At 53.7% G+C, this 21,483-nt stretch carries 16 protein-coding genes; 5 read left to right on the top strand and 11 right to left on the bottom strand.

Translation table 11 applies throughout. The features are described 5' to 3' along the window. Positions 1 to 262: 262 nt before the first annotated feature. From BLP78_RS02345 to BLP78_RS02325, 5 genes are all read right to left on the bottom strand, one after another. Complete coding sequence (locus BLP78_RS02345) at positions 263 to 2,950, bottom strand: MMPL family transporter (RefSeq protein WP_090456094.1); 2,688 nt, start codon at positions 2,948 to 2,950, stop codon at positions 263 to 265. Positions 2,951 to 3,267: 317 nt separating this feature from the next. Then, positions 3,268 to 4,467 (bottom strand): cupin-like domain-containing protein, encoded by a 1,200-nt coding sequence (locus BLP78_RS02340; RefSeq protein WP_090456092.1) that lies wholly within the window; start codon positions 4,465 to 4,467, stop codon positions 3,268 to 3,270. 353 nt (positions 4,468 to 4,820) lie between these two features. Beyond that, the gene (locus BLP78_RS02335; RefSeq protein ID WP_090456088.1) at positions 4,821 to 5,267 is read right to left on the bottom strand and encodes a VOC family protein; all 447 of its coding nucleotides are present in this window, start codon (positions 5,265 to 5,267) and stop codon (positions 4,821 to 4,823) included. Positions 5,268 to 5,400: 133 nt separating this feature from the next. Then, positions 5,401 to 6,660 carry an NADH:flavin oxidoreductase/NADH oxidase gene (locus tag BLP78_RS02330; protein ID WP_256329969.1) on the bottom strand — a complete coding sequence of 420 codons (1,260 nt, stop codon included), beginning with the start codon at positions 6,658 to 6,660 and terminating at the stop codon, positions 5,401 to 5,403. A gap of 224 nt (positions 6,661 to 6,884) precedes the next feature. Continuing rightward, positions 6,885 to 7,775, bottom strand: a complete 891-nt coding sequence (locus BLP78_RS02325) for an alpha/beta fold hydrolase (RefSeq protein WP_090456085.1) — start codon at positions 7,773 to 7,775, stop codon at positions 6,885 to 6,887. A 306-nt stretch (positions 7,776 to 8,081) separates the two neighbouring features. On the opposite strand from BLP78_RS02325, the gene BLP78_RS02320 reads away from it, so the two are divergent. Beyond that, positions 8,082 to 8,990 carry a PEP-CTERM sorting domain-containing protein gene (locus tag BLP78_RS02320; protein ID WP_090456083.1) on the top strand — a complete coding sequence of 303 codons (909 nt, stop codon included), beginning with the start codon at positions 8,082 to 8,084 and terminating at the stop codon, positions 8,988 to 8,990. A gap of 453 nt (positions 8,991 to 9,443) precedes the next feature. Beyond that, on the top strand, positions 9,444 to 9,905 hold the full coding sequence (locus BLP78_RS02315; protein WP_090456081.1) for an SRPBCC family protein: 462 nt from the start codon (positions 9,444 to 9,446) through the stop codon (positions 9,903 to 9,905). Between the two features lie 38 nt (positions 9,906 to 9,943). Here BLP78_RS02315 and BLP78_RS02310 read toward each other — a convergent pair whose 3' ends face one another. The 4 genes from BLP78_RS02310 to BLP78_RS02295 all read right to left on the bottom strand — a co-directional run bounded on the left by BLP78_RS02310 (position 9,944) and on the right by BLP78_RS02295 (position 12,949). Further along, positions 9,944 to 10,405 carry a cupin domain-containing protein gene (locus BLP78_RS02310; RefSeq protein ID WP_176752756.1) on the bottom strand — a complete coding sequence of 154 codons (462 nt, stop codon included), beginning with the start codon at positions 10,403 to 10,405 and terminating at the stop codon, positions 9,944 to 9,946. 230 nt (positions 10,406 to 10,635) lie between these two features. Further along, complete coding sequence (locus BLP78_RS02305) at positions 10,636 to 11,361, bottom strand: DUF4198 domain-containing protein (protein ID WP_090456077.1); 726 nt, start codon at positions 11,359 to 11,361, stop codon at positions 10,636 to 10,638. Positions 11,362 to 11,500: 139 nt separating this feature from the next. After that, positions 11,501 to 12,526, bottom strand: a complete 1,026-nt coding sequence (locus tag BLP78_RS02300; protein WP_090456075.1) for a methyltransferase — start codon at positions 12,524 to 12,526, stop codon at positions 11,501 to 11,503. Positions 12,527 to 12,601: 75 nt separating this feature from the next. Continuing rightward, positions 12,602 to 12,949, bottom strand: a complete 348-nt coding sequence (locus BLP78_RS02295; RefSeq protein WP_090456073.1) for a DUF3024 domain-containing protein — start codon at positions 12,947 to 12,949, stop codon at positions 12,602 to 12,604. A 313-nt stretch (positions 12,950 to 13,262) separates the two neighbouring features. Between BLP78_RS02295 and BLP78_RS02290 the strand changes: the two genes are divergently transcribed. After that, positions 13,263 to 15,230, top strand: a complete 1,968-nt coding sequence (locus tag BLP78_RS02290; RefSeq protein WP_090456071.1) for an ATP-dependent nuclease — start codon at positions 13,263 to 13,265, stop codon at positions 15,228 to 15,230. A 208-nt stretch (positions 15,231 to 15,438) separates the two neighbouring features. Here BLP78_RS02290 and BLP78_RS02280 read toward each other — a convergent pair whose 3' ends face one another. Together BLP78_RS02280 and BLP78_RS02275 are read right to left on the bottom strand one after the other, a co-directional pair. Beyond that, positions 15,439 to 15,849 (bottom strand): hypothetical protein, encoded by a 411-nt coding sequence (locus BLP78_RS02280; protein WP_090456067.1) that lies wholly within the window; start codon positions 15,847 to 15,849, stop codon positions 15,439 to 15,441. A gap of 2 nt (positions 15,850 to 15,851) precedes the next feature. Further along, positions 15,852 to 16,211, bottom strand: a complete 360-nt coding sequence (locus tag BLP78_RS02275) for a hypothetical protein (RefSeq protein WP_025040091.1) — start codon at positions 16,209 to 16,211, stop codon at positions 15,852 to 15,854. 392 nt (positions 16,212 to 16,603) lie between these two features. On the opposite strand from BLP78_RS02275, the gene BLP78_RS02270 reads away from it, so the two are divergent. Together BLP78_RS02270 and BLP78_RS02265 are read left to right on the top strand one after the other, a co-directional pair. Continuing rightward, complete coding sequence (locus tag BLP78_RS02270) at positions 16,604 to 17,959, top strand: metallophosphoesterase family protein (protein ID WP_218118898.1); 1,356 nt, start codon at positions 16,604 to 16,606, stop codon at positions 17,957 to 17,959. After that, on the top strand, positions 17,956 to 21,468 hold the full coding sequence (locus BLP78_RS02265; protein ID WP_090456063.1) for a YhaN family protein: 3,513 nt from the start codon (positions 17,956 to 17,958) through the stop codon (positions 21,466 to 21,468). Before BLP78_RS02270 ends, BLP78_RS02265 begins: the two co-directional genes overlap by 4 nt. Positions 21,469 to 21,483: the final 15 nt, after the last annotated feature.

Raw genomic sequence — 21,483 nt, 5'->3', positions numbered from 1 at the left:
TCCTCACTTCTTCTTTTCCTTCACCCCAGGCGGTTGCGGATTTCGAATCGTTTTTCATTATATTTTTTGACACATCCTGATATGAAGCGTGGCACTGCTGGCGTTTCTGTTCTGTGCGGTAACCCACTATCATCTTTTCAGTGATAGCGCTTAGTTGACAAATGAGGTGGCAAATGAGCGGTCAACTATCGGATTCAGGATCATGTGAAGAGGCTGAGTCTGTGGGTAAGCCTGCTGGCGGCGGCCTTCCAGGGGAGCAGGGCTAGGGTGCGACTGTTTTATCCAGTACATCGTCGCTGGTTACCTTCCTTAATATCAGCTTACTAAGCGCAGGAAGGATAATAAATGTGCAGACCATGATCCAGAATATGCCTATGGTAATGATCAAGCCCATGCTGGAGATACCGGCATGCGGCGAGAAAGCCAATCCTCCAAAGCTGGAGGAAGTAGTCAGAGCCCCATAAAATATGGCTCTGGCGGTGCTGGACTGATAGATATTCTGATCTTCAGAATCAAAAAGGGAATGGCGTAGCCTGACGAGCATGTGAATGCCGTTATCAACCCCCAGCCCCAATAACAGCGGCAGGGCGATGATGTTGGCAAAGTTGATGGCAGTGTTGGTGAGAACCGCGCTTGCCAAGGTAAAGAGCCCGGCCAGTATGAGCGTCGCCATGATCAGGATTGTATCGATGACACTGCGCCGGATAGCGAGTAAAACCAGCGTGATGGCAATCAGGGCAATCACGATAGCCTCCTGGAAGGCGTCGACCACTACCTTCATGGATTCCCAATATATAATGGGCAGGCCGGTTGTTTCCGGTGCGACCGATTGCACTTCGGTAATAAATTCTTTCAGATTGGCCAGATCATTCAGGTCTTTTTTTGGAAAAATCTGGATACGGTACAAACCGTCCCTGCTGAGCCATCGATCCCGGATGTCGGGAGGCAGATCGTTCAGGCTGATTTTTCCGGGTTCCAGGCTGGCTGATAGTTCTTTCATGACCTGCGGTAGGGTGCCGAGTAGCGCAGTCTGGATTTTTTCAATGAAAATAGTCCGGCTGGATTGTTGCTGTTCATCAAGCTGGATCAAAATTTCCTGTAATTCCTTTTTAAGGCGTGCCAGCGACGCGCGATCCTGAACATTGGTTTTTTGAGGCAGCACGTTGTCAATGGTTGCTATCAGATGGATGATGCCGGGCGCTGGGTCGACATCGGTTTTTAGCGGTGGGAAATGCTGCACTTGCGGGCCAAGTATCAGCCCCAGGTCTTCAATCAAGGTCAGTTTTTCATCCTGGTCCGTGGGCTGAAGGTCAAAAAGACTGATAGTTTTACCAACCGAAGCCAATGTCGACAGCCTTTGTTGCAGCATTCTGGTGCTATTTCCATCTTTGACCAGGACATCCAAGGTCAGTGGCGTGGTTTCCTCGTCTTCCATTAATTGTTTGAACGCGATAACCGATTCGGTATTGGGGTCGCGAAGGTCGATTGGATTAAAATCGGTTTTCACATTAAGCGCCAACACGATGGAAATCAGGGCCACGATGAAGGTGGCAACGGAGATCGATTTGGCATAACGGATCGGTATGGCCGCCAGGTTCCTTGACAGGTTTGAGATCTGAGGCCCATTTTCCTTCGACCTGAACTTCCTCGGTATCGGCAGGATTTTTAACAGCGCAGGTAAGGTAACCAACGTGATCAGCAGGCAAATAAACAGACTGGTTCCTGCCAGCAAGCCAAGCTCGGCGACGCCTTTGTAATCAGTCGGCATAAAAGCATATAGCCCGATGGATGTCGTGCCGGCGGCCAGCAGCAGCGACGGCCCCACAGTCATGATGGTATCGTGTAGCGCCCGCTCTTTATCGGCATGATCGTTCAAATTATCCCGATAGCGTAAGCAGAAATGAATCGCATATTCCACGCCCAAGCCGATATTGGATACTGCAAAGGCGATTGAAATCAGGTTTAATTCTGTGACGGCGATGGTTGCGAATGCGCCGCAGAAAACCATGCCCAAGGTCAGCGTCAGCAACGTGGCTACCGTAAGCAAGATAGATCGGTAAGCAACCAGTAAAATAAATAACACCACGACAACGGAGAAAACGCTGGCGGTAAAGGTGCCGGTGCTGATGCCTGCAAGCTCATCATCTTCAAGGCCGACTTCGCCCGTCACCAAAACCTTGACAGCCGGCAGACCGGGATCCTGAATATCCGCAGCGGCTTTGCGGATAGCCTCGATCGCACTTTCGGCGGGACGGATATGCGAGTGATCGAGCTTGGGCGAGACAATAATGAACGTCTTGTTGGAATGTCTTCTCTTCTCGGCGATCAATGATTCCCAGGAGAGTAAAGCTTTTTCCCCATTGATCGTTTTATGCAAAACAGATGCGATCTTGTCGGCCAGCGAGGCTAAATCGATAGGTACAACCTGGGTCTTGTCTATTGCCTCCTTATCTGTGGCCTTCAGGGCATCCTCAAAAATAGAAAAAAAACCAGTCAGATCGGGTTTCTGGGCAATTCTGCCGATAAACGGCTGGGCGATCGACAGGTTGTTGGACAGCGCCTGCAACTCGTCAGTGTCCAGGTAAAGCAGGCCGTTCTGGCGGAAAAATTCGCTGTCATCGGGAATGTAAGCGGAATTGAAGCGATCCGTATTGTTGCGGAGTAGGCCCAGCAGTTTTCTACTGGCGGATTTGGTCAGTTCAGGCGTATCCGACTCGACTACCAGCAACAGTGTGCTCAAGTCCTGGGAAAAAGCCTGCTCATGAAGGCGGCGGTATTGCTGAAAAGGCGCGTCGGGCGCGATCAGCTTGCTGGTATCGGTATCGATGCGTATCTGGTCGACGGTGTAGTAGCCGGCCAGAATACCGAGCACAATCACTATTGACAGTACCGTAAAAGGGTGCCTCAGCGTCCAGTTTCCCCACGACGCATAACTACGGATTGTCAGCATAATCGATCGGATCGGGCCTGATTAATTTGTTGTAGAGATTCGATTAATCTGACGGTAGCCTTGTGGAAGACGGGCCACCCGATTCGATACGGTGAACGGACGCACAAGCGCAAACGAAAAACCCAAAAGTTCGCTTCCATCGGTATATGCCGGAATCTGTAAGACCGTCGCGCGAGTGCTCTTTACCCGATACGACAACCTGTCCGAACACCTTCAGCTTGCGGAAATATTCTTCGCGACAGAACGACTCGGAAATAATTTCGATTCACCAGGAGCTGTAACCAAAGCCGCCCTATTCATATCTGGAGGCGGGTTTTTCAGTATAACGTGGATTCCTGCTCATTATGGGCTGTGTCGGCGGCCAGATCGGCGATATTGCCGCGTATGCTGCAGCTGATGACTTCAATGCAGCTTTTCCAGAAACCCCCCGAAAGCAATTGCAGGCCGCGGAAATACCGGTTGGAGATCTCCGTTGGCGCGGTATATCGGCAGGTAATGCCCAGACCCTCTTCATCCAGATTGATTGTCTTGTGCCACATCCATGGCGGAAAAAACAAAACATCGCCCGGGTGCAGGTCGAATTCATAGCGCGGCGCATATTCCGTCAGCGCATAGGCATCACGATCACTCGGTTCGCCATGCTCATCGGCGCTGAATTCCGCAAACCGTCGCATGCCGTTCCCACGCGCTGCCGGGTACAACAGCCAGGAGTATTCCGACTCGATCAATGTCCAATGTTTGGACCCCGATACGGCCATATACCAATTCGGACCTTCCTCGCAGTGGTAGTTGGCATTCAACCCCGCTCCCAGGCCGAGAATCAGAAAACTCAGAACGGGTTTCGATGGCCGGCCCATGACAGGAAAATATCCATGCGACCGTGGGATGCCAAAATATTCGTAAAAAGTTGGGTTTTGGTCGAGCAGCAGTTGTTGCGGGATGAAATTGTGGCGGCGATCCTCGGCGATCTGGCGCAGGGACGTATTGACCATCTTCTTGGTACCCTTGTCCAAAGCCTGCACCACGGTGTTTGGAAATCGTTCCGCAAGCCTTGCGAGTGTCCAGTCTGCGGAGGCATTTTCCACAAATCCGCGCAGCACGCAGGGAATGGATCGCTTGACGTGCTCACGGTAAAATCGGTGCGGGTCGATCTCCCCAGGTCCATACTCGGAAATCGCCAGGACTTGCCCACGCGGTACCCCGTGGTTCTGCAATCGCCGTAGTATCCGCTGCTCCGTACGCCGACGGACGTCCCGCAACATATCAGGATTAGCGGAAAGGTGCTGACACAACATGATGCTCTTCAGCGCCAGCACATTGCCGTATCCCAGGGGTAGTTTCGCCACCCCGCGCTTGCCTATTCGCTCGATAAGAAATGTGCGCAAGAAAAGTTGCTGCTCCACCACCAATTGCCACATGACATATAGAAATGTGGCAATTCCGGCTAACGGTGTGGCCAACAGGTTTCTCGTATACGCCAGCGCCGTTTCCTTTTTTGCCTCGTCTGTACTCGCCATCGGATGCCTCCTTTGGTTCGCTTCTCTACGTTTAATTTCACCTCAAGAATTGATTCATGCAAAACTTCGTTACTTGTTCAGCTAAATCTGATTCCGGTATGTCGATGAAATGGCGGAAGATACAAGTTAAGGTTGCCGCCGGCGAATTGGTTCCCGAGTTAGAGGTTGCCGGGAGTCGATTCCGATTTCAATACTGGAGCCATGCGATGCCACGGCGCCGTCCTATGCTGCCTGACACGCCCTTTCACATTAGCCAACGCGGCAGCAATCGTCAAGTCTGCTTTTTCGTGATGAAGATTATCCACCTGCCTTACTGGCGCATTGCACAGCCAGTAAGGCAGGTTGCCCGGCTCTTACGGTTCGATTCCTTTTTTGCGCAGTTCCACTTTTGCCTCTTCGCTTTTATTCAGGTTCAGCCCCATGAACTTCAGTACCGCCGGTGTCTTCGTGAATTGCAGATCGCGGTATTCGACCACCTGGATGCGATTGCCCCACGGGTCGAGAAAATCCAGAAAGCCGCCTTCCAGAATTTTTGCGCCCGCCGCTTTTGCCAGTTCACGCACCCGGGATCGATCATCGACCACGAGACCGAAATGCCTTTCATCGTCCGCACCTTGCGTTCGACCTTCGCTTAATGCGATGAACTGATCACCCATGTCGATGAAAGCCGACCTCTGGCCGCGGCCGCGCAATTCGAAGTTGAAGATGCGGCCATAGAAGGCCAGCGCTTCATCGATATTTCCGACTTCGAGTGCGATATGGTTGATGCCGACCAATCGTGGTTTTGTATTTTCGTCCATGCTGTTTCCTCCGGATGATTAACGGGTTTTATTGCCGGGAATCCTTTTTGCCTGCCCTGGGTCAGGATGATTGGGTCATCTCTTCCAATTGAGCCCAACTTTATTGATGGCTCCTGATTTGTATCCGCTCTGCTTATTTCGCTCGCCGCTTGACAGCATAGCCGTAGGGGATCGGCCAGGCAGGTTCCACCCCCATGGTGTGTTGCGCTTTGATGGCCCAGTACGGTTCCCGCAGCAATTCCCGTCCAATAAAGACGAGATCCGCTTGGCCGCTGGTAATGATTTCATCCGCGTATTGCGAGTCGGTAATCAGGCCCACGCCGCCGGTCCGGATTTCCGCTTCGTCGCGGATGCGGCCGGCAAACGGAACCTGGTAACCTCTCGCGACAGGAATCTTCGCATCGGGCGTCGTTCCACCGGAGGAGACATCAATCAGATCCGCTCCCAGCGCCTTGAGTTCTCTGCAAAGAACGACGGATTGCTCGATATCCCAGCCTCCATCAACCCAGTCGGTTGCCGAGATGCGTACGAAGAAAGGCAGCTCCTGAGGGATAACTTCGCGCAGCCGTCCCGCAACCCGCAGCAACAGCCGCATGCGGTTTTCCAGACTGCCGCCATATTCATCCGTACGGTGGTTGCTGATAGGCGACAGAAATTCATGCATCAGGTAACCGTGAGCAGCGTGCAGCTCGATCACTTTGAAGCCCGCCCCGAGCGCACGTCGCGCCGCCGATTCCCAGGCGTCGATGCAATGCTCGATATCCGCATCAGACATGGCTGCCGGAACCGGGTCTCCTGCATCGAAGGGCAGGGAGCTGGGGCCGATAACCGGCCAGCCACCTTCGGCACCCGTTTTCAGGCTGTTTCCGCCGGTCCATGGAGCGTCGCAACTGGCCTTGCGCCCGGCATGAGCGAGCTGTATACCGGAAACCGCGCCTTGTGCCTCAACGAACCTTGCGATCCGGGCCAAAGGTTCGATATGATCATCTTTCCAGATTCCCATATCACCCGGCGAAATACGCCCTTCGGCGGTAACTGCCGTAGCCTCCACCATCACAAGCCCCATGCCACCTATCGCCCGGCTGCCAAGATGAACCAGATGGAAATCATTGGCAAAACCATCCTTTGCCGAATACATGCACATGGGTGACATTGCGATCCGGTTGCGGAAAGTAACATTGCGGATGGTCAACGGGGATAGCAGGTCCACTTCCGGGACTTCGCGGTCGTGCTCGCTCTGACATTGGGTCTGGATGGCGCCTTGGCCAGCACTGCTGCGAGCGGACGAAGCGGCGCCCTGGCGCAAAACAGGAGTAGCCATAAGACTTTCGGCCTTGCCTACGGACGGGGCACCTTCGGATTTGTCGCGTTTGCTCTGATCATGATAGGGCATGATTTTTCCTTTATTGAAAAAGTACCTGTTGACCCGTGCAACTGGATTCGGCCGATTGCCTGTGTTGACACGTATATTGAATCTACACCGGCGCTGGTTTGAAAGCGCAATAACGTAATGTAGCCTAATGGATCATTATTGCAATATATGCCTATGCACCATTCCCCGCTTGACGCGTATGTAACTTGGGTAGAGTGGGCGGAGTGCAGCGCAACCCATCAATACTATCGATGGCAAGTCGGTTCAGATAAGGGCAATACCTGCTCGATCAATACCTGGTTGAACTTCGCCGGTTCTTCGAACGGAGGATTGTGCGCCGAGTATTCGAACCACACGAGACACTTGAAGGGCGCCTTGATCCTGGCGAAATATTGTTCGGCTAGGATAGCGGGAACATGCCGATCATAACGTCCCAGCAGAAAGAATACCGGCATATCAAAGGATAGGTAGCGCTCGCTCGGATTGAGCTGGGAAATTTTGTCCTCAAGCTGTATCAGGGAAAAGCGGTTGCCTTGCCCAAACCTGACGAGGTCGATCAGATTGGCTTCATCGGTGCCCAAGGCGGACCAGATGAGTTTTTCTGTTGAAAGATCAGCGTGGAACACGCCGCCGAACCGCTCGACCCACTTGCCGGTTGTCAACATGTCATCCACTGAAGCATACGGGGGCGGGCCGACGATTCTTAATTCGGAGATTGCTTTGGAGTTTTTCCGCTTCCTGGCCTCGGCAACTGCGAACGCGTAGGATAGGCGGCGGCCCTGCGGCACATCGGCAATCTGCGCGATACCAAAATATGCGGAGATTTTTTCCGGGTGCAGAGAGGCGTAGATCGTTCCGAGTACCGTGCCCCACGAATGGCCGAGCAACACGACCTTATCTTTTTCAAAACGCTGCCTGACCATTTCCACCACCTCGTCGAGGTCGCGTACGAATTGAGCGATGGTCATGGACGGCGGCGGAATGTCGAGGTGGAACGAGCGCCCAGTTCCACGCTGTTCCCAATAGACGACCAGGAAATGCTGCTCAAGGGCCGAATTATAGTGGCGAAAGAGCGCCGATTCGCTAGCGCCCGGTCCTCCATGCAGGAGAATCAGCGCTGGATTGGATCGGGACATGCCGCGAAACCAGATGCTTTGAGATACGCCACCGATGTAATTCCGTGTGTAGTTGCGATCGTGTTCCGCTTCCGGCGTTCAGATAACCTCACGTCTGTTTTGCAGCACTGGCATGTCTCACGGCGAATTCAGCTTCAATCTCGGCGTTTTCAGTATCCAGAAAGGTTTTTTCCAAACCATGTGGCAACGTCTCTTGCTTTCAGAGTATGGAGTGCTATACCTGTAAAAAGCTCTGAAAAAGTTCGGTGCTTTCTTTGTGGATTTTTTTATAAACGACTTCTTAAGAGAATGAAAAGGAGATTTATTATGCGCTCAATCAAGATTATTGCCGGAGTAATGGCTGCTACTGCCAGCCTTTACATTCCGTCCGCGTTATCCGCACCACCCACTATCTATAGCGGGTCGGGCGCTGACGCCACCACTGCCCTCGATGCTTTCCGCGCAGCCATTGGTGGGGTCAGGAATAATGCTGGACCCGAAGCGAGTGGCCGCCGGGAAATCAGCTGGGATGGTGTCAGGCTTGATGGCACCGACGCGAATCCGAATACGCAAGTGGTCGACCTCGGCCATACGGTCATCATCCCCGTCGACCGTTTTCGGGCCCAGGGGGCATTATTCGAAGACCCCTATGCAGTGAGCGGTGACGGTTTTGCCAGCGTTAACCCCGGCACCGCCAGACAATTTCCTGCTTTTAGCCCCAACAATACCTTCGTCATGCAGGATGAGACCCCGTACCAGTTCGACGATCGCTTCATCGGTCAAAGCTTCACCATTCCCGGCACGGCGACGGCGGCAGGCACACGCGGTTTCGGTGCAATTTTTATCGATGTGGAAAAAGCAGGAAGCAGCAACATTGAATACTTCGGTCATGACGCCAGCGGGCACGAGGTCAGCCTTGGCACATTCGCAGTGCCCACCGGTACAAGCGGCGAGCCCCAGTTCCTCGGCGTGCTGTTCGATAGTCCTGTTGTGACTGACGTCAATTTGACCGTCGGAACCAATACCCCGTTCAACTTCGACGGTACCAGCTTCCAGTCGTTTGGTGGGGAAAATCTTGCTGCTGGTACTGATCTTGCCGTCACCGATGATTTCGTCTTCGCCGAACCGACCATGGCGGCTGCTATTCCGGAGCCATCATCTTATGCCTTGATGCTGGCTGGCCTGTGCCTACTTGGTTTCACTGTGCGTCACAAGGCAAGGTTTAACCTGGTTTAGCCGTGCTTCGAACAGCCCCGTCTTAATGACGGGTTTTTTTTCTATGGAAATGAAGTGACACACACCCATGCTTGTGAAGTTTGCCGCCGCTGTCTAGCAGCCTGTCGGACTTAAAGGAAATCGGCTGCAAAAGCGTCTGGGCGGTTCATATTTCGCCGCTTTTTCGGCCAATAGAATAACTATTGGCCTTCAAAATCCGCAAAATCTGCCCTCACCAGTCACTTTTTCGTCACGATTCTTCAAGCCCGACAGGCTGCTAGTAAACGATTTGCGTGGGAGTTCGTAATCTGGATCAGCATCCTGCCCATGCTACCTTGATCGAGCGGGGGAAAATCACTTCTTGAATGCGAATCGCTGACCCAGGTTCGTGTCCACCTCGTAGACTTGCGGAACAGCGAGATTCAGGTATGCGGCTAATTCTGGCGTCGGCCAGCGCAAAAAAACAGGAAGAACATGCCAAAAATCTACAATTCAATTATCGTTCCTGCTCCGATAGAGCAAGTATGGTCGAGAATACGCGACTTCCACGACTTTTCCTGGGCGCCATCCCTCGTTGGTTCGTGCGAGAAGGTTGGCGAGGGTAATGGATATTGCGTGGGTGCGAGGCGGCTATTGAACGGCGTGTTTCTGGATACCCTGATCGCCTATGACTCGATCGAAAAACGCATTATGTATTCCATGGATGAGGGGCCATCTCCAGTCTCATCGAAAGAGATTCACGATTACGTAGGAAATCTGCACCTGCTACCCGTTACGGCCGATAACACGACGTTTGCGGAGTGGTCCGCATCCTGGAAGTCGATAAATACCGACGCGGTCGAATACATGAACCTTGTATACCGGTCAATCCTCAGCGATCTCGCGGCGGAGTTTGGTGTGGAGAATCGGCGCGGTACGCCGGACAATGCCGGATAGCCCGCACAAGCGGATCGACACTGGCAATTGCGACTGGGCTATTTGTCGTAGGTGGTCAGTTGTGCGCCCGTCGGAGCGATGATCGTGGCGAGTAGGCGCGCGGGTAGCGTCCTGCTGGGATTCTCCATGAATGAATGCACGGTCCCGTGCGGTTCGCTCCAGCTTTGGCCGGCGCGATACTCTATCAACTCGCCACTGTCGAGCTGTGAACGAACGATTCCTTCAAGCACATAGACAAAAACGATGCCTGCATGGCGATGGCTGGCGCTTCTGGCGTCAGGCGCTAAGTTGACGATGACTGCTGTCAGTGTCTGACCAGGATCGTTCGGAAGCACTTCCGCCGTGACAGGCGTGAGAGTCACCCCATCGTATGTTTCCCCGGCCTGTGCATCCGAAGCACCGGCCAAATAGCTAACGCTCAGGACCGCCGCGGCAAGAAATATTTTAATGACGCGCTCCAGGCCCATGAGCTCCCGACCCATGATTGAATCGAACTTCATTGTCATTCCCATCGGTAATATTCCTTATGAATGCAAATCATGCAACTGTCCTGGGAAGCAGCGAAAACCCGGTCGGCTGTTTCCGTTGCGCTAAAGACCGGAATATAGCAACTATTCGCAAGGATGTCAGGAATCTCGAGGGCGAACACACCTGTAAAACGCGTCATCAGAGAGCGCTCATATACGTGCGTGCAAACTCGCTCTCTTGTTGTAAGGCCAGGCATGTCACGTCATCTGCCTATACTTGCCTTATTTTCATAAGGCCCTGCCGGGATATCGAACGTCAGTGTCGCACGATGACGAAATGCTTCAAATTTATTCCCTTGAAATTCTCCTGGCTGCTTTTCCACGTAGATGACTTCCAGGACATACTGGCCAGGCCAGGGCGTTGTTATGTTGACCTTGCCGTTTTCGTCAGTCGGATGTTCCTGCATCCAGAAATTGGGTGCGTAGACCATGACTTTGGCTTTTGCCAGCGGTGTATTCCGGAAATAAACGGTGAATGCTTTAGGTGATCCATTCTCCGGCAGTATATCCAGCACGAGTTCCGGTTTGGCGGCTGAGCGCTCCAGCAGCGGGCTGAGGCGTGTGTAAAACATCGGTTTCACGATACCGATACCGTGCTTGGTCCAATCCTTGACTTCATAGGCAAGCTCCTCGGCGAGGATTGGCGAGCTACGATCCGAAATCACGCCAAGATCGAAGTGGGTCTCCTTTCGTACTACTTTAATTTCGTTCCGCTTCCCGCTCGCATCGAGCACCCAAGCCCGTGGCCCCTTTATCTCATCAAGCCTGCCGGGGCTCATCTCTCTTTCCTGTTCCTGGTATTCACCGAAATAAAGCCGTGCGTGATGCGACTTGTCCTGTTCGATCCAGATGTAATGCGCGGCCGCGGGGAACGCCAGGGCCAGCCCGGTTAGAGCGAGCGCGGCATGAACAAGCAGTTTCTTTAGCATGATGTAATTCCCTTGAAAATAATAGATAAGGTAATCCGAGCAGACACTATTAAAAAATGACGATTGAAGCGATGGTAAACAATGGTATCCGAGTGGATCTATTCATTCTGCTTTGTACTTAACGCGGCGCCGCGCTATGCTAGATGCGTACACCCTCTATTACGCTGTATGCCGATTTCGTGGGCAGGATTCTGGTCAGTCTGAAGCCTGCCCGTTCAAACAAGGTGCGGTACTCGGCTTCTGTCCGTTCATGGGCATGCAGGAAGAGTACCAGCATTTCGAGATCGAGGAGCTTGCCAAGTGAGGGTGCATTGCCTTCCGGAATTACCATCTCGACCACCAGTAATTTACCGTTTTCAGCCATCGACCGATGGCAATTCTTGAGGATCGTCGCCGCGCGTTCATCGTCCCAATTGTGGATAATGTGCTTTATGATGCAGGCATCGCCAGCCGGTACCGATGTAAAGAAATCGCCGCCGACCGCATCGCAGCGTTCCCCCACTCCATGCCCGTCGATAACATCCTTCGCCCCCTCGACGACGGAAGGTGCATCGAAAAGTACCCCGCTCATCTGCGGATATTGCTGCAGAATCGAGGCAAGCAGCAAACCATGCCCGCCCCCTACATCGACCAGTTGGTTGATTCCGGCGAAGTCATATGCATTGACGACCGCCGCGCTTGCCGCCGTACTGAGACTCGTCATCGCATCGTTGAAAACCTGGGCAGGCCCTGGATTGACGCCCAGATAATCAAAGTAGGCTTGGCCGTGTATCCTCTCGAACGCCGGCTGTCCACCCTGGGCGCTGCCGGAAAGGTCGCCCCATGCGCTCCAGTGCCAGTCCGCCCCCAAAAAAATTGCAAAATCACGCAGACTGTCGGGTGCATCGCCGCGCAAAGGTTCAGCCAGCGGCGTCATTCGAAAACGTCCGGTATCGTCTTCCGCAAAGATACCGACGCTCGCCAGCGCGCGCATGATGCGATAGAGTGGCCGTGCCTGCATTCCGGTCGCCTGTGCCAATTCGTCCGCACTTCTTGCATCATCTTTGAGCAAATCAGCTATACCGAGCTTTGCCGCAACTGAAATCGCTTGTGAAGTCATGAAACCAAAGATCATTTGCATCAATTGGGTTGCCGGAACAGCACTCTGAACTGTGTCTTGTGACATTGTGGTTTTCCTTTCGAATAAAGGGGCCTTTTGAATAAGGGCGCCAGCGGGTGATGGCTGCATGGTTATCCGATATCAGCCAAAAAAACAACCGTACTCATCGCTATCAACGACGTCAAGTAGAGCCGCAAGCGTCTTGAATACAGAATTTGGCGCGTAGCTGTGCCACTTGAGATCTTGACGCATCCAGAACAGCTTCCAATGATTCCGCGTTCGTACGTATGTAGCCTTGGCCACCGGTAATTCCCTCTTCAGCGCCGGGTTGTGCCAATCAGGTCGAACCTCGAAAATTTCTACGCTGTGGCCGGTGATGCGGTAAGAGAAATCAAGCTGATCACGAATATGAACCGGTGGTCGCCGGTGCTCCAGGAACTGTGCAAGCGCTTTTTCGCAGCGTTTGAGTTCGATCTCGCTAAAGGCCATGTCGGCCGTGCTCAACGTATTTTTCGTATTTTTGAAACCTGTTCATAGGCTGTAATGCCGTTGATTCACTGAAGAGCTGTCAAGCAGGTATTCCCTATTACGATATTCATCAGTTTGATTGATTCACCTGCTGTGCCTTCGTTTCAGGCAATCTGAAATTTCACGGATAGCAGCCAAATCCGTTTCTCAGGGCTCACGTAAATTACTTTGATCTCTCGGTTGCCGAGTCCGTGTGCGAATATGCCACCATAAATCCATTGCTGACTAACCGCGCGTATGTGTCTACAATTATCGCTAGAGTAGAGGAGCTTACATGAAATTGATGCGTGCGCGAATTCAGAATTTTCGAAGTATCGAGGATTCCGGGGAGTTCAGCCTCGATGAGCATATAACCTGCCTGGTCGGAAAGAATGAATCGGGCAAGACAACGCTGTTGACGGCACTCTATCGACTCAATCCTATCTTCCGGGATGCGGATTTCCAGTGGCAAATAGACTACCCGCGACGCCACTTGTCGGACTACGAAGAACGCCACGGCGGCAAAGATGCGGATGTAATCACGACATGGTGGACGATCGAATCCGCCGAAAAACAGGCTATCGCAAATGCATTCGGCGCGGGAGCACTGCAGAGCGACGAAGTCGTGGTAAAAAAGGACTATGGCAACGTAATCCACTGGATAGTCAGGTTCGATGAAGCGGCCGTTGTTCAGCATCTCATTGATACCAGCGATCTCCATGATGACGAGAAAGCGCATATCGGTTCAGTTCAAACAATGGCGGAACTGAAGACAAAAACGGAATCGCTTCATGAATCGTCTCCGGGCAGATGGCAATGCATTCAGAAAATTGACTGCGATTTTCCTGACACCTCGGCTTCCCAGGCAATTGTAAAGCTGCTGAATCTGCCGGGATTCATGTTGTTCTCCCAGTATCAACGGATGCAAGGTCAGGTCAGCCTTGAGCAGATTCAGCAGAGGGAATCAAGCGACACGCTGGAAGCGGCTGACCAGGTGTTCATTGCACTCTGCAAAATGGCCTCCACAACGGTTGCACAAGTTGCCTCCATCCAGGATTTCGAAAGCATGGTTTCACGTTTCGAAAGCGCCTCCAACAAGATTTCCGCTGAGATGTTCCGCTACTGGAGCCAGAACAAATTCCTCAAGGTGATTTTCCGGCTGGACCACGCCCTGCGGGGCGATCCGCCTCCCTTCAATAGCGGCCGCATCTTCCGGACTCGTATTCTGAATGAGCTTCATGACGTGACGGTTCCATTCGATGATCGCAGCACGGGTTTTGTCTGGTTTTTCTCCTTTCTTGTGCTGTTCTCACAGATGAAGAAGCAACACCAGAAAAGGATGGTATTGTTGCTGGACGAGCCGGGGCTGAGCTTGCATGGCAAGGCGCAGGCCGACCTTCTCCGTTACTTCCGGGAGCGTCTTGCGCCCGACCATCAAGTCATCTACACGACGCATTCGCCATTCATGGTGCCGTCCGACAACCTTCTGTCGGTGCGCACTGTTGAGGATATGGTCGTTTATCATGAGGATGGGCGGCCGGAAGTTCAAGGTACCAAAGTCGGCAGCGATGTGCTCAGCACCGACCCGGATACGCTATTTCCGCTGCAGAGTGCGTTGGGTTACGAGATGACCCAATCGCTGTTCGTCGGTGAACATACATTGCTGGTGACGAGACCGTCCGATCTTCTCTTTTTGCGGGCAATGTCGGAGGTATTGCGTTCTCACAAGCGCATACCGCTCGACCCGCGCTGGACTATCTGTCCGGCCGGCGGTATCGAGAAAGTCAGCGCTTTCATGAGTTTTTTTGGCGGTAATCGGTTGCACGTCGCGGTGCTGACAGATTTTGCGTCGGATCATGAGAGGGTCGAAGACCTGCGCCGATGGAATACTTTACGTGACACACATATTTTTACGATGGGCGCTTCGACAGGCCAGCAGGAGGCGGATGTGGAAGATATGCTTGGTGCCGGGCTTTATGTGGAGATCGTAAATGCGTGTTACGGCCTCAAGGGGAGGCAGGCTCTGCCTGCCCCTCCCGCTGGTGTGGGGACGCGCATTGTCGTGTACGCGGAAGAACATTTCCGTACGCATCAGGATGTTGTCCCGGGCGTCATTCCAAAGTTCGACCGTTATGCACCCGCCGTCTATTTCACCGAGCACCAATCCGAAATCATCAAGAAATTATTTGGCGCGGATCTAAAAGTCACACTTACCCGGTTTGAGAAACTATTCACCGAGTTGAATGCGCTGTTGCCGGAATAGATGCATGTCGATCGCGGGTTGTGCCGTTCCATAAGAGGTCGACCCGATGATTTTCCCAGGCTGGTAGCGGGAGACCTCAATATGCGCCTCCCATTCGGATTTCAGTGTTTCTGTTCAGCAGAGCTGCTTATTCGGGACGATCAGGAATTGGGTATGTGCCGAGCAATGCCGTTGTTGAGTCCGAAGAAAGTAATGGAAGGGTCGTAAATCAGGCAAACCAGCGTAAAAAAGCGGCTGCGGTCAGTGCCGTTACGCCTAGCGCAATGAGTAGTTTCCAGGCGGCGCGGCGTTGTTCCACGGTCCAGTCGGCAGCTCGGCGCAGATACATCACGGCAATGCCGATGCCGCCCGCTGCGCACATGATTTTGATCAGCAGCGCAGCGAAGGCTACTCCGTGCAAGTCGGGCAGCTTTTCATAGAAGTAATAGCTGACTGCGCTGAACCCCATGCCGCTTAATGCCTGGGCTGCCCAGCCTATTCCGACCAGCCAGGCAAACCTGCGCTGGATCGGGACGGGCTGCGCTGCCGGGTACAGCGCAAAAATCGCAACGCCTACCACAGCAGCGGCGCCAAAATTGTGCACGAGTTGCACAATGGCGTAGTCCAGGTTTTCAAACACAATTAGGTGGTCGGCTCAATGCTGACATTGATGCATTTCTGCGCACCGATCGGGGTGTGCGCCTTGTTGACCACCTTGATGCATATCTCGTGCTTGCCCGGCGAAAGCGTTCCCAGTGCGTGAGTGCCTTTTAATCCGCGTAACGTCACAGCTTCGTCGCTGTCCAGGTAAAGATGCGTATGATCACCTTTTTTCCCCAGCGACACCGCATAGTCAATATTGACATCCCCCTTCGGACTGATTTTGGCGCCATCGGGAGGTGATGAAATCTCGACGGAAGCGCCGGAGGCGTCGGCGGCAAATGAAACCGGGACATAGCAGCCAAGAACCAGTGAAGCTGCCAGGACGTAAGATATGCGCATCGTTATTCTCCTTGAAATATTAAATTGAATGGCCAAAAAAGGCGGTGGAAATAATTTATTCAGCGCAAAGTCACATAAACCGGAAACTTGCAGATTCCAGGTGGACTTTACATTCTGAATTCTACCCTCGAAGCCCTTTTCCGTGAATGGAAAAACCGGCCGATCGGCTGAATGGCTTGCATAGTCTAGCTCACAATGCCGGTTTTGCAGAGCTACAGCTGAAGAAGATTTTGAATGGTGGATGAAAATTATCGTGCGGTAGGTAGGATCGACCCCTTGGTGAGTATATCCATATATTGGAATTGACAGTTCGTTTGCCGAAAAAAAAGATATCCTGCAAAGCTTGTCTACGGATGTGCTTGAATATGGCTGTCGAGTCGACCGAATAACTTGTGATTACCGGCAGGGAACGTGAGCAAGCACTGCCGGGTCGTAACGATCAGAACAGGGGGAATTTACAGATGCGTTTTATCCATGCCGCTGATTTGCATATCGATAGCCCGCTACGCGGCTTAAGCCGCTATGAAGGTGCGCCTGTTGACCGCTTGCGCAACGCCACCCGCCGGGCGCTGGTGCGGTTGGTGGATCTTGCGCTGGATGAGCAGGTAAATTTTGTGCTGCTGGCGGGGGATCTCTACGATAGCGATTGGTCGGATTTTCATACTGGCCTGTTTTTCCGCGAACAGATGGTGCGGCTGGGGCGCGCCAATATTCGCGTGTTTATTGTGCAAGGTAATCATGATGCGCAAGGTGTCATCAGCCGCCAGTTGCCGCTGCCGGAAAATGTAACGGTGTTTTCCAGTAAGAAATCCGAAACTGTACGGCTCGATGAACTGGCGGTGGCCATCCATGGGCGCAGCTTTCCGGATCGCGAAGTACCGGACGACCTGGTGCCGCTTTACCCGGAGCCTGTGCATGGCCTATTCAATATCGGCATGTTGCATACGAGCCTGACCGGTGCTGCCGGCCACGATACTTATGCCCCGACCAGTCCTGGCGTGCTCATGGCCAAGGGCTACGACTACTGGGCATTGGGCCATGTCCATGCCCGGCAGGTCGTGTCCGAGAGCACTCCTCGCATCGTGTTTCCCGGAAATCTGCAAGGGCGTCATGCCAACGAAACCGGCCCCAAGGGCTGCGAGCTGGTCACCGTAAATGCCGGCAGGGTAGAAGCAAGCTTTATTGAACTTGATGTCGTGCGCTGGCATCAGGTGACCGTGCCACTCGATGGGGTGGACGATGTGGCGCAAGTGGCCGGGCAGGCGCGAAAAGCACTGGCAGCCGCCATAGCCGGTGCAACCACTCTCCTGCATGCTGTCAGGGTCAATCTGATCGGACAAACCCATCTATACGAGCTGGAAGCGAAGCAGCCGGGGACGTTGGCCGCCGCGGTACAAGCTGCGGCACAGGATATCGGCGATTGCGAAGTCTGGATCGAGCAAGTGCGCCTCGCCATCAGCTCGCCGATTGATCGTACCCAGGCCACGGAAGGGCAGGACGCGATTGCAGAGCTGATCCGCCTGGTGGATGAGCTGGCTGCGGACGACGCCATGCTGGCGGACTGGTCGAAGCAGGCGCTGGGAGATGTCCTCGCCAGGCTACCAGCAGAAGTACAGGCCGATGCGGCAAGCGACGGTCTTCCCCGGTTGGATGATCCGGCCTCGCTGCGAAGCCTGCTGGCGGATGCCGAGGCAACGTTGCTGGCGCGCCTGAACATGGAGCGTGCCGATGGACGTGGCGTCCGATGAGAATAGAGAAGCTGTTTTTGTCCGCCTTTGGCCCGTTCACGGATCGTGAACTGGATTTCGCGGCGACACCCGCCAATTTCCACCTGATCTATGGCCCGAACGAGGCTGGCAAGTCGTCGGCATTACGCGCGATGGGCGATCTGCGCTTTGGCATCCATCCGCGTAGCACGGATGATTTCATTCATGAATACAGCCGTATACTGCTCGGAGGCGTATTCGCGAATACCGCTGGTGAACGCGTTGCCCTGGCGCGCCGCAAAGGAAACAAGCAAACGCTGCTCTATGCCGATCCAGGAAACGGTAAACCGATCGACAGTACCGCCGTCGCTTCCGCCGTTGAGCATGCGCTGACCGGAGGGCTGGATCGGAAGCAGTTTGAGGTTATGTTCGGGATCGATCATGAACGTCTGCGCGAAGGCGGCAAATTGCTGTTGAGCGCGGATGGCGAGCTTGGCTCGGCATTGTTCGAAGCCAGCGCCGGAACGCGAGGTGTAACGGCGCTATTGGCTTCGCTACAGGAGGATAGTCGCCGCTATTTTATCCCACGCTCCAAGCTGGCCACCCTCAACGAAGCCAGTCTCCAGATCGATGAATACAAGCGCGCCTTTCGTCAGGCGTTGACCAGACCGGCTGAATGGAAAGACCGCCAGCGCGCCCATGCGGATGCCAAGACAAAGCTCGCTGAACTGAGGGACCAATTGTTTAAACTGCGGCGCAGGGAAAATGAGCTGACTGAACTGCGGGCAGTTCAACCCCTGCTGAAGCAATATGATGACACTCTGGCGGCGCTGAACGGCTTGATGGAGGTTCCGTTATTACCTGCCGATGCAAGAGAAAATCGCCTGGCCGCCGAACAGTCGCTGCAAACAGCACGAAAGACTATTTCCCAGGTGGATGTCGAACTGGTGGAATATGGCCAGGAGAAGGCGCAACTCATGATCGAGCCAGCATTGTTGAGGCATGCCGCCGCGGTTGAGCGCCTGATCAAAGACCGGGATGCGGCGAGTTATACGCATGTTGAATTACGGAAAACCCAGGCTGAAGCCGATAGCGGCCAGCTCGCGCTGGCCGCGATGACAGTCAAAATTGCGGGAGATCGTGCCATTGATGATGTGTTGGCAGCCATTCCCTCTCTGGCCAACCGGGTGATGTTGAATGAGCATCTTGCTCGATGCAATGACATGGAAGTACGTTTGAGTTCGCGCCACGAGCGGGTTACGGATATTCAGAAAAAACTGCAACAGCAGCCGGAAGGCAACCGGCCAATGATGGATGCGGTTTTGAAACGAGCAGTTGAAGAAGCAGTACATACGGCCCGGGCAATGGGTGATTTCACAAAGCGCCACGAAAAGCTGCAAGGCGAAATAGAGGATCACGCGCGGCGGGTGCGACAGGGGTTGACTGACCTTGGGCTCTCTACTGTAGAACAACTGCAAGGCAGCCAGCTATTGTTAGCGACGGAAATAACCTCGGCGGAAAAGGAATTCAATAGGCTGGAAACTGAAATCAATAGCCTGCACAAGGAGGAAAGAGATCTTAAGCGCGACCTGAAAGCTCAACAACAGCGTCAACATGAACTTGCGGCGGCGGGTGAAGTGGTCACCGCACAAACTTTGCGCGCGGCCCGGGTGCATCGCGATCATGGTTGGGATTTGATACGCAAGGTATTTATTCAGCGTAGTGAAAATCCTGAATCGCTTGCCGCCCAATTTGATCCGGACCGCCCGTTGCCTGAAGCATTCGAGAATTCGCAGAGCGAGGCGGACCGCCAGGCGGATCTGTTGCGCGAAGGCGCCGAGCGGGCCACGAAAGTGGCTGAGTGCGAGACACGTGTCGCTGAAATGGAAGCACGATTAAAAGAAATTATCTTCTTGAAGCAAACCAATGCACTGGCGCAAGAGCAGGCTCAGTTGGCTTGGTTCGCCAGGCTCTCCGCCGCGAGCTTGCCTGCCCATCAGCCGGCAGCGCTGCGAGAATGGCTGAATCTGCGCGGCACAGTTCTGGAGTTGATCCGGCAGCAAGCCAAGGTATCGGATGAGCAGTTCCGCCTTCTCGCTGAAGCGGAACAGGCTGCATCGACCCTTGGCATAGCGCTGTCCGCCGTGGGTGAAGCTGTCCAGGCTGATGTACATAACCTCGGCACAATGATTGCGCGGGCTTCGGATTGGGTTCAAACCATGACCAAGGCGGCTGCGGACGAGGCGGCTCGCCGGAATACGATAAAGAGCCTTGAAAACGACCTGAATGCGGCAAATCAGGATATCAAGGAGTGCGGCGATGCACTATCCGTGTATATGGACAAACTGGCTGGCTGGCATACACGGCTGTTCCTTGCTGGAGACAGTTCGCCTGAGGCTATCAAGGCCAGGCTGGATGAGCTCGATGCTTTGCAAAAGGCGAAGGTTACGCAGGATGGCCGGTTGTCGCGCATCCATGATCTCGTTGCGATCCAGAATGCCTTGTTCGATCAGGCAAACCGGCTTGCGGCATTGCTGGGCGAACCTGAGTGCAGCCACGTGAACGATTTCGTTGATCGTTTGCAAGACAGGCTAACGAAATCCCGTTCAGCGAAAATAAAAAATGATGGACTCGACCGCCACGTCGAGGCTGCTCAACGCAAGAAACGCGAAGCTGAAGCGGAGCAGTCCGTGAGTGAAGCGGCGCTTCTTGCGCTGTGCCATATCGCAGGTGAGGCGGACGTGAATAGCCTGAGCCATGTCGAGGAACAGTCGGCCAAAAAACGGTTGTTACAGGAAAAGGCTGAATCGCTGATTGGGCAGTTGCGTGAAGCGTCGACCTCGGAACTTCCTAAATTACGTGAAGCCTTGTCGGGGCTGGATACCGCGGAGACAGACATTGAGCGGGAGCAATGCCGTGTATCCATCAAACAGCTTGAAGAGCAGGTGAATGCAGCGGCAGATGCCGAGCAAATGGCACGGCGTTCACTGGATGAGATCGATACCTCCGATCATGCTGCCGAAGCCAGGGAGCGGATGGAGTCGGCTATTGCACGTTATTGCGCTGGAGTAAAGCCCTGGGCACAACTGAAGCTAGCTGAATCGCTCCTGCATGAGGCGTTAAGGCGCTTTCGCGACAAGGCGCAAGCCCCCATGGTGACATTGGCCTCCGAGTATTTTCGGCTGGTTACGAGTGGCCGCTATCGCCGTTTGATCGTGGATGACTCGGCTGAGCAGCCGGCGTTGCAGGCCGAGCGCGACGATGGCAGGCATATCGGCGTATCGGCCATGAGCGAGGGTACCGCGGATCAGCTTTATCTCGCCCTACGCCTGGCTGCGCTGGAACTGCAACGTAACGAACAGCGGCAAATGCCATTGATTCTTGATGATGTATTGATTACTTCCGATGATCATCGCGCCGCAAATGTATTCAGCGCGCTGGCACGTTTTGCCGAGGGCGGGCAGGTGATGTTGTTCACGCATCACCGCCATCTCATCGATATAGCCAGCGAACTATTGCCGACCGATGTTTTGGCGATTCATTCACTATGATCTGAATGGAATGAA

It is taken from the genome of Nitrosospira sp. Nsp1 (assembly GCF_900100985.1).
Taxonomy (GTDB): Bacteria; Pseudomonadota; Gammaproteobacteria; order Burkholderiales; family Nitrosomonadaceae; genus Nitrosospira.
Note: the sequence above shows the minus strand (reverse complement) of the source record. Positions and strands in the feature narration are given on the sequence as shown.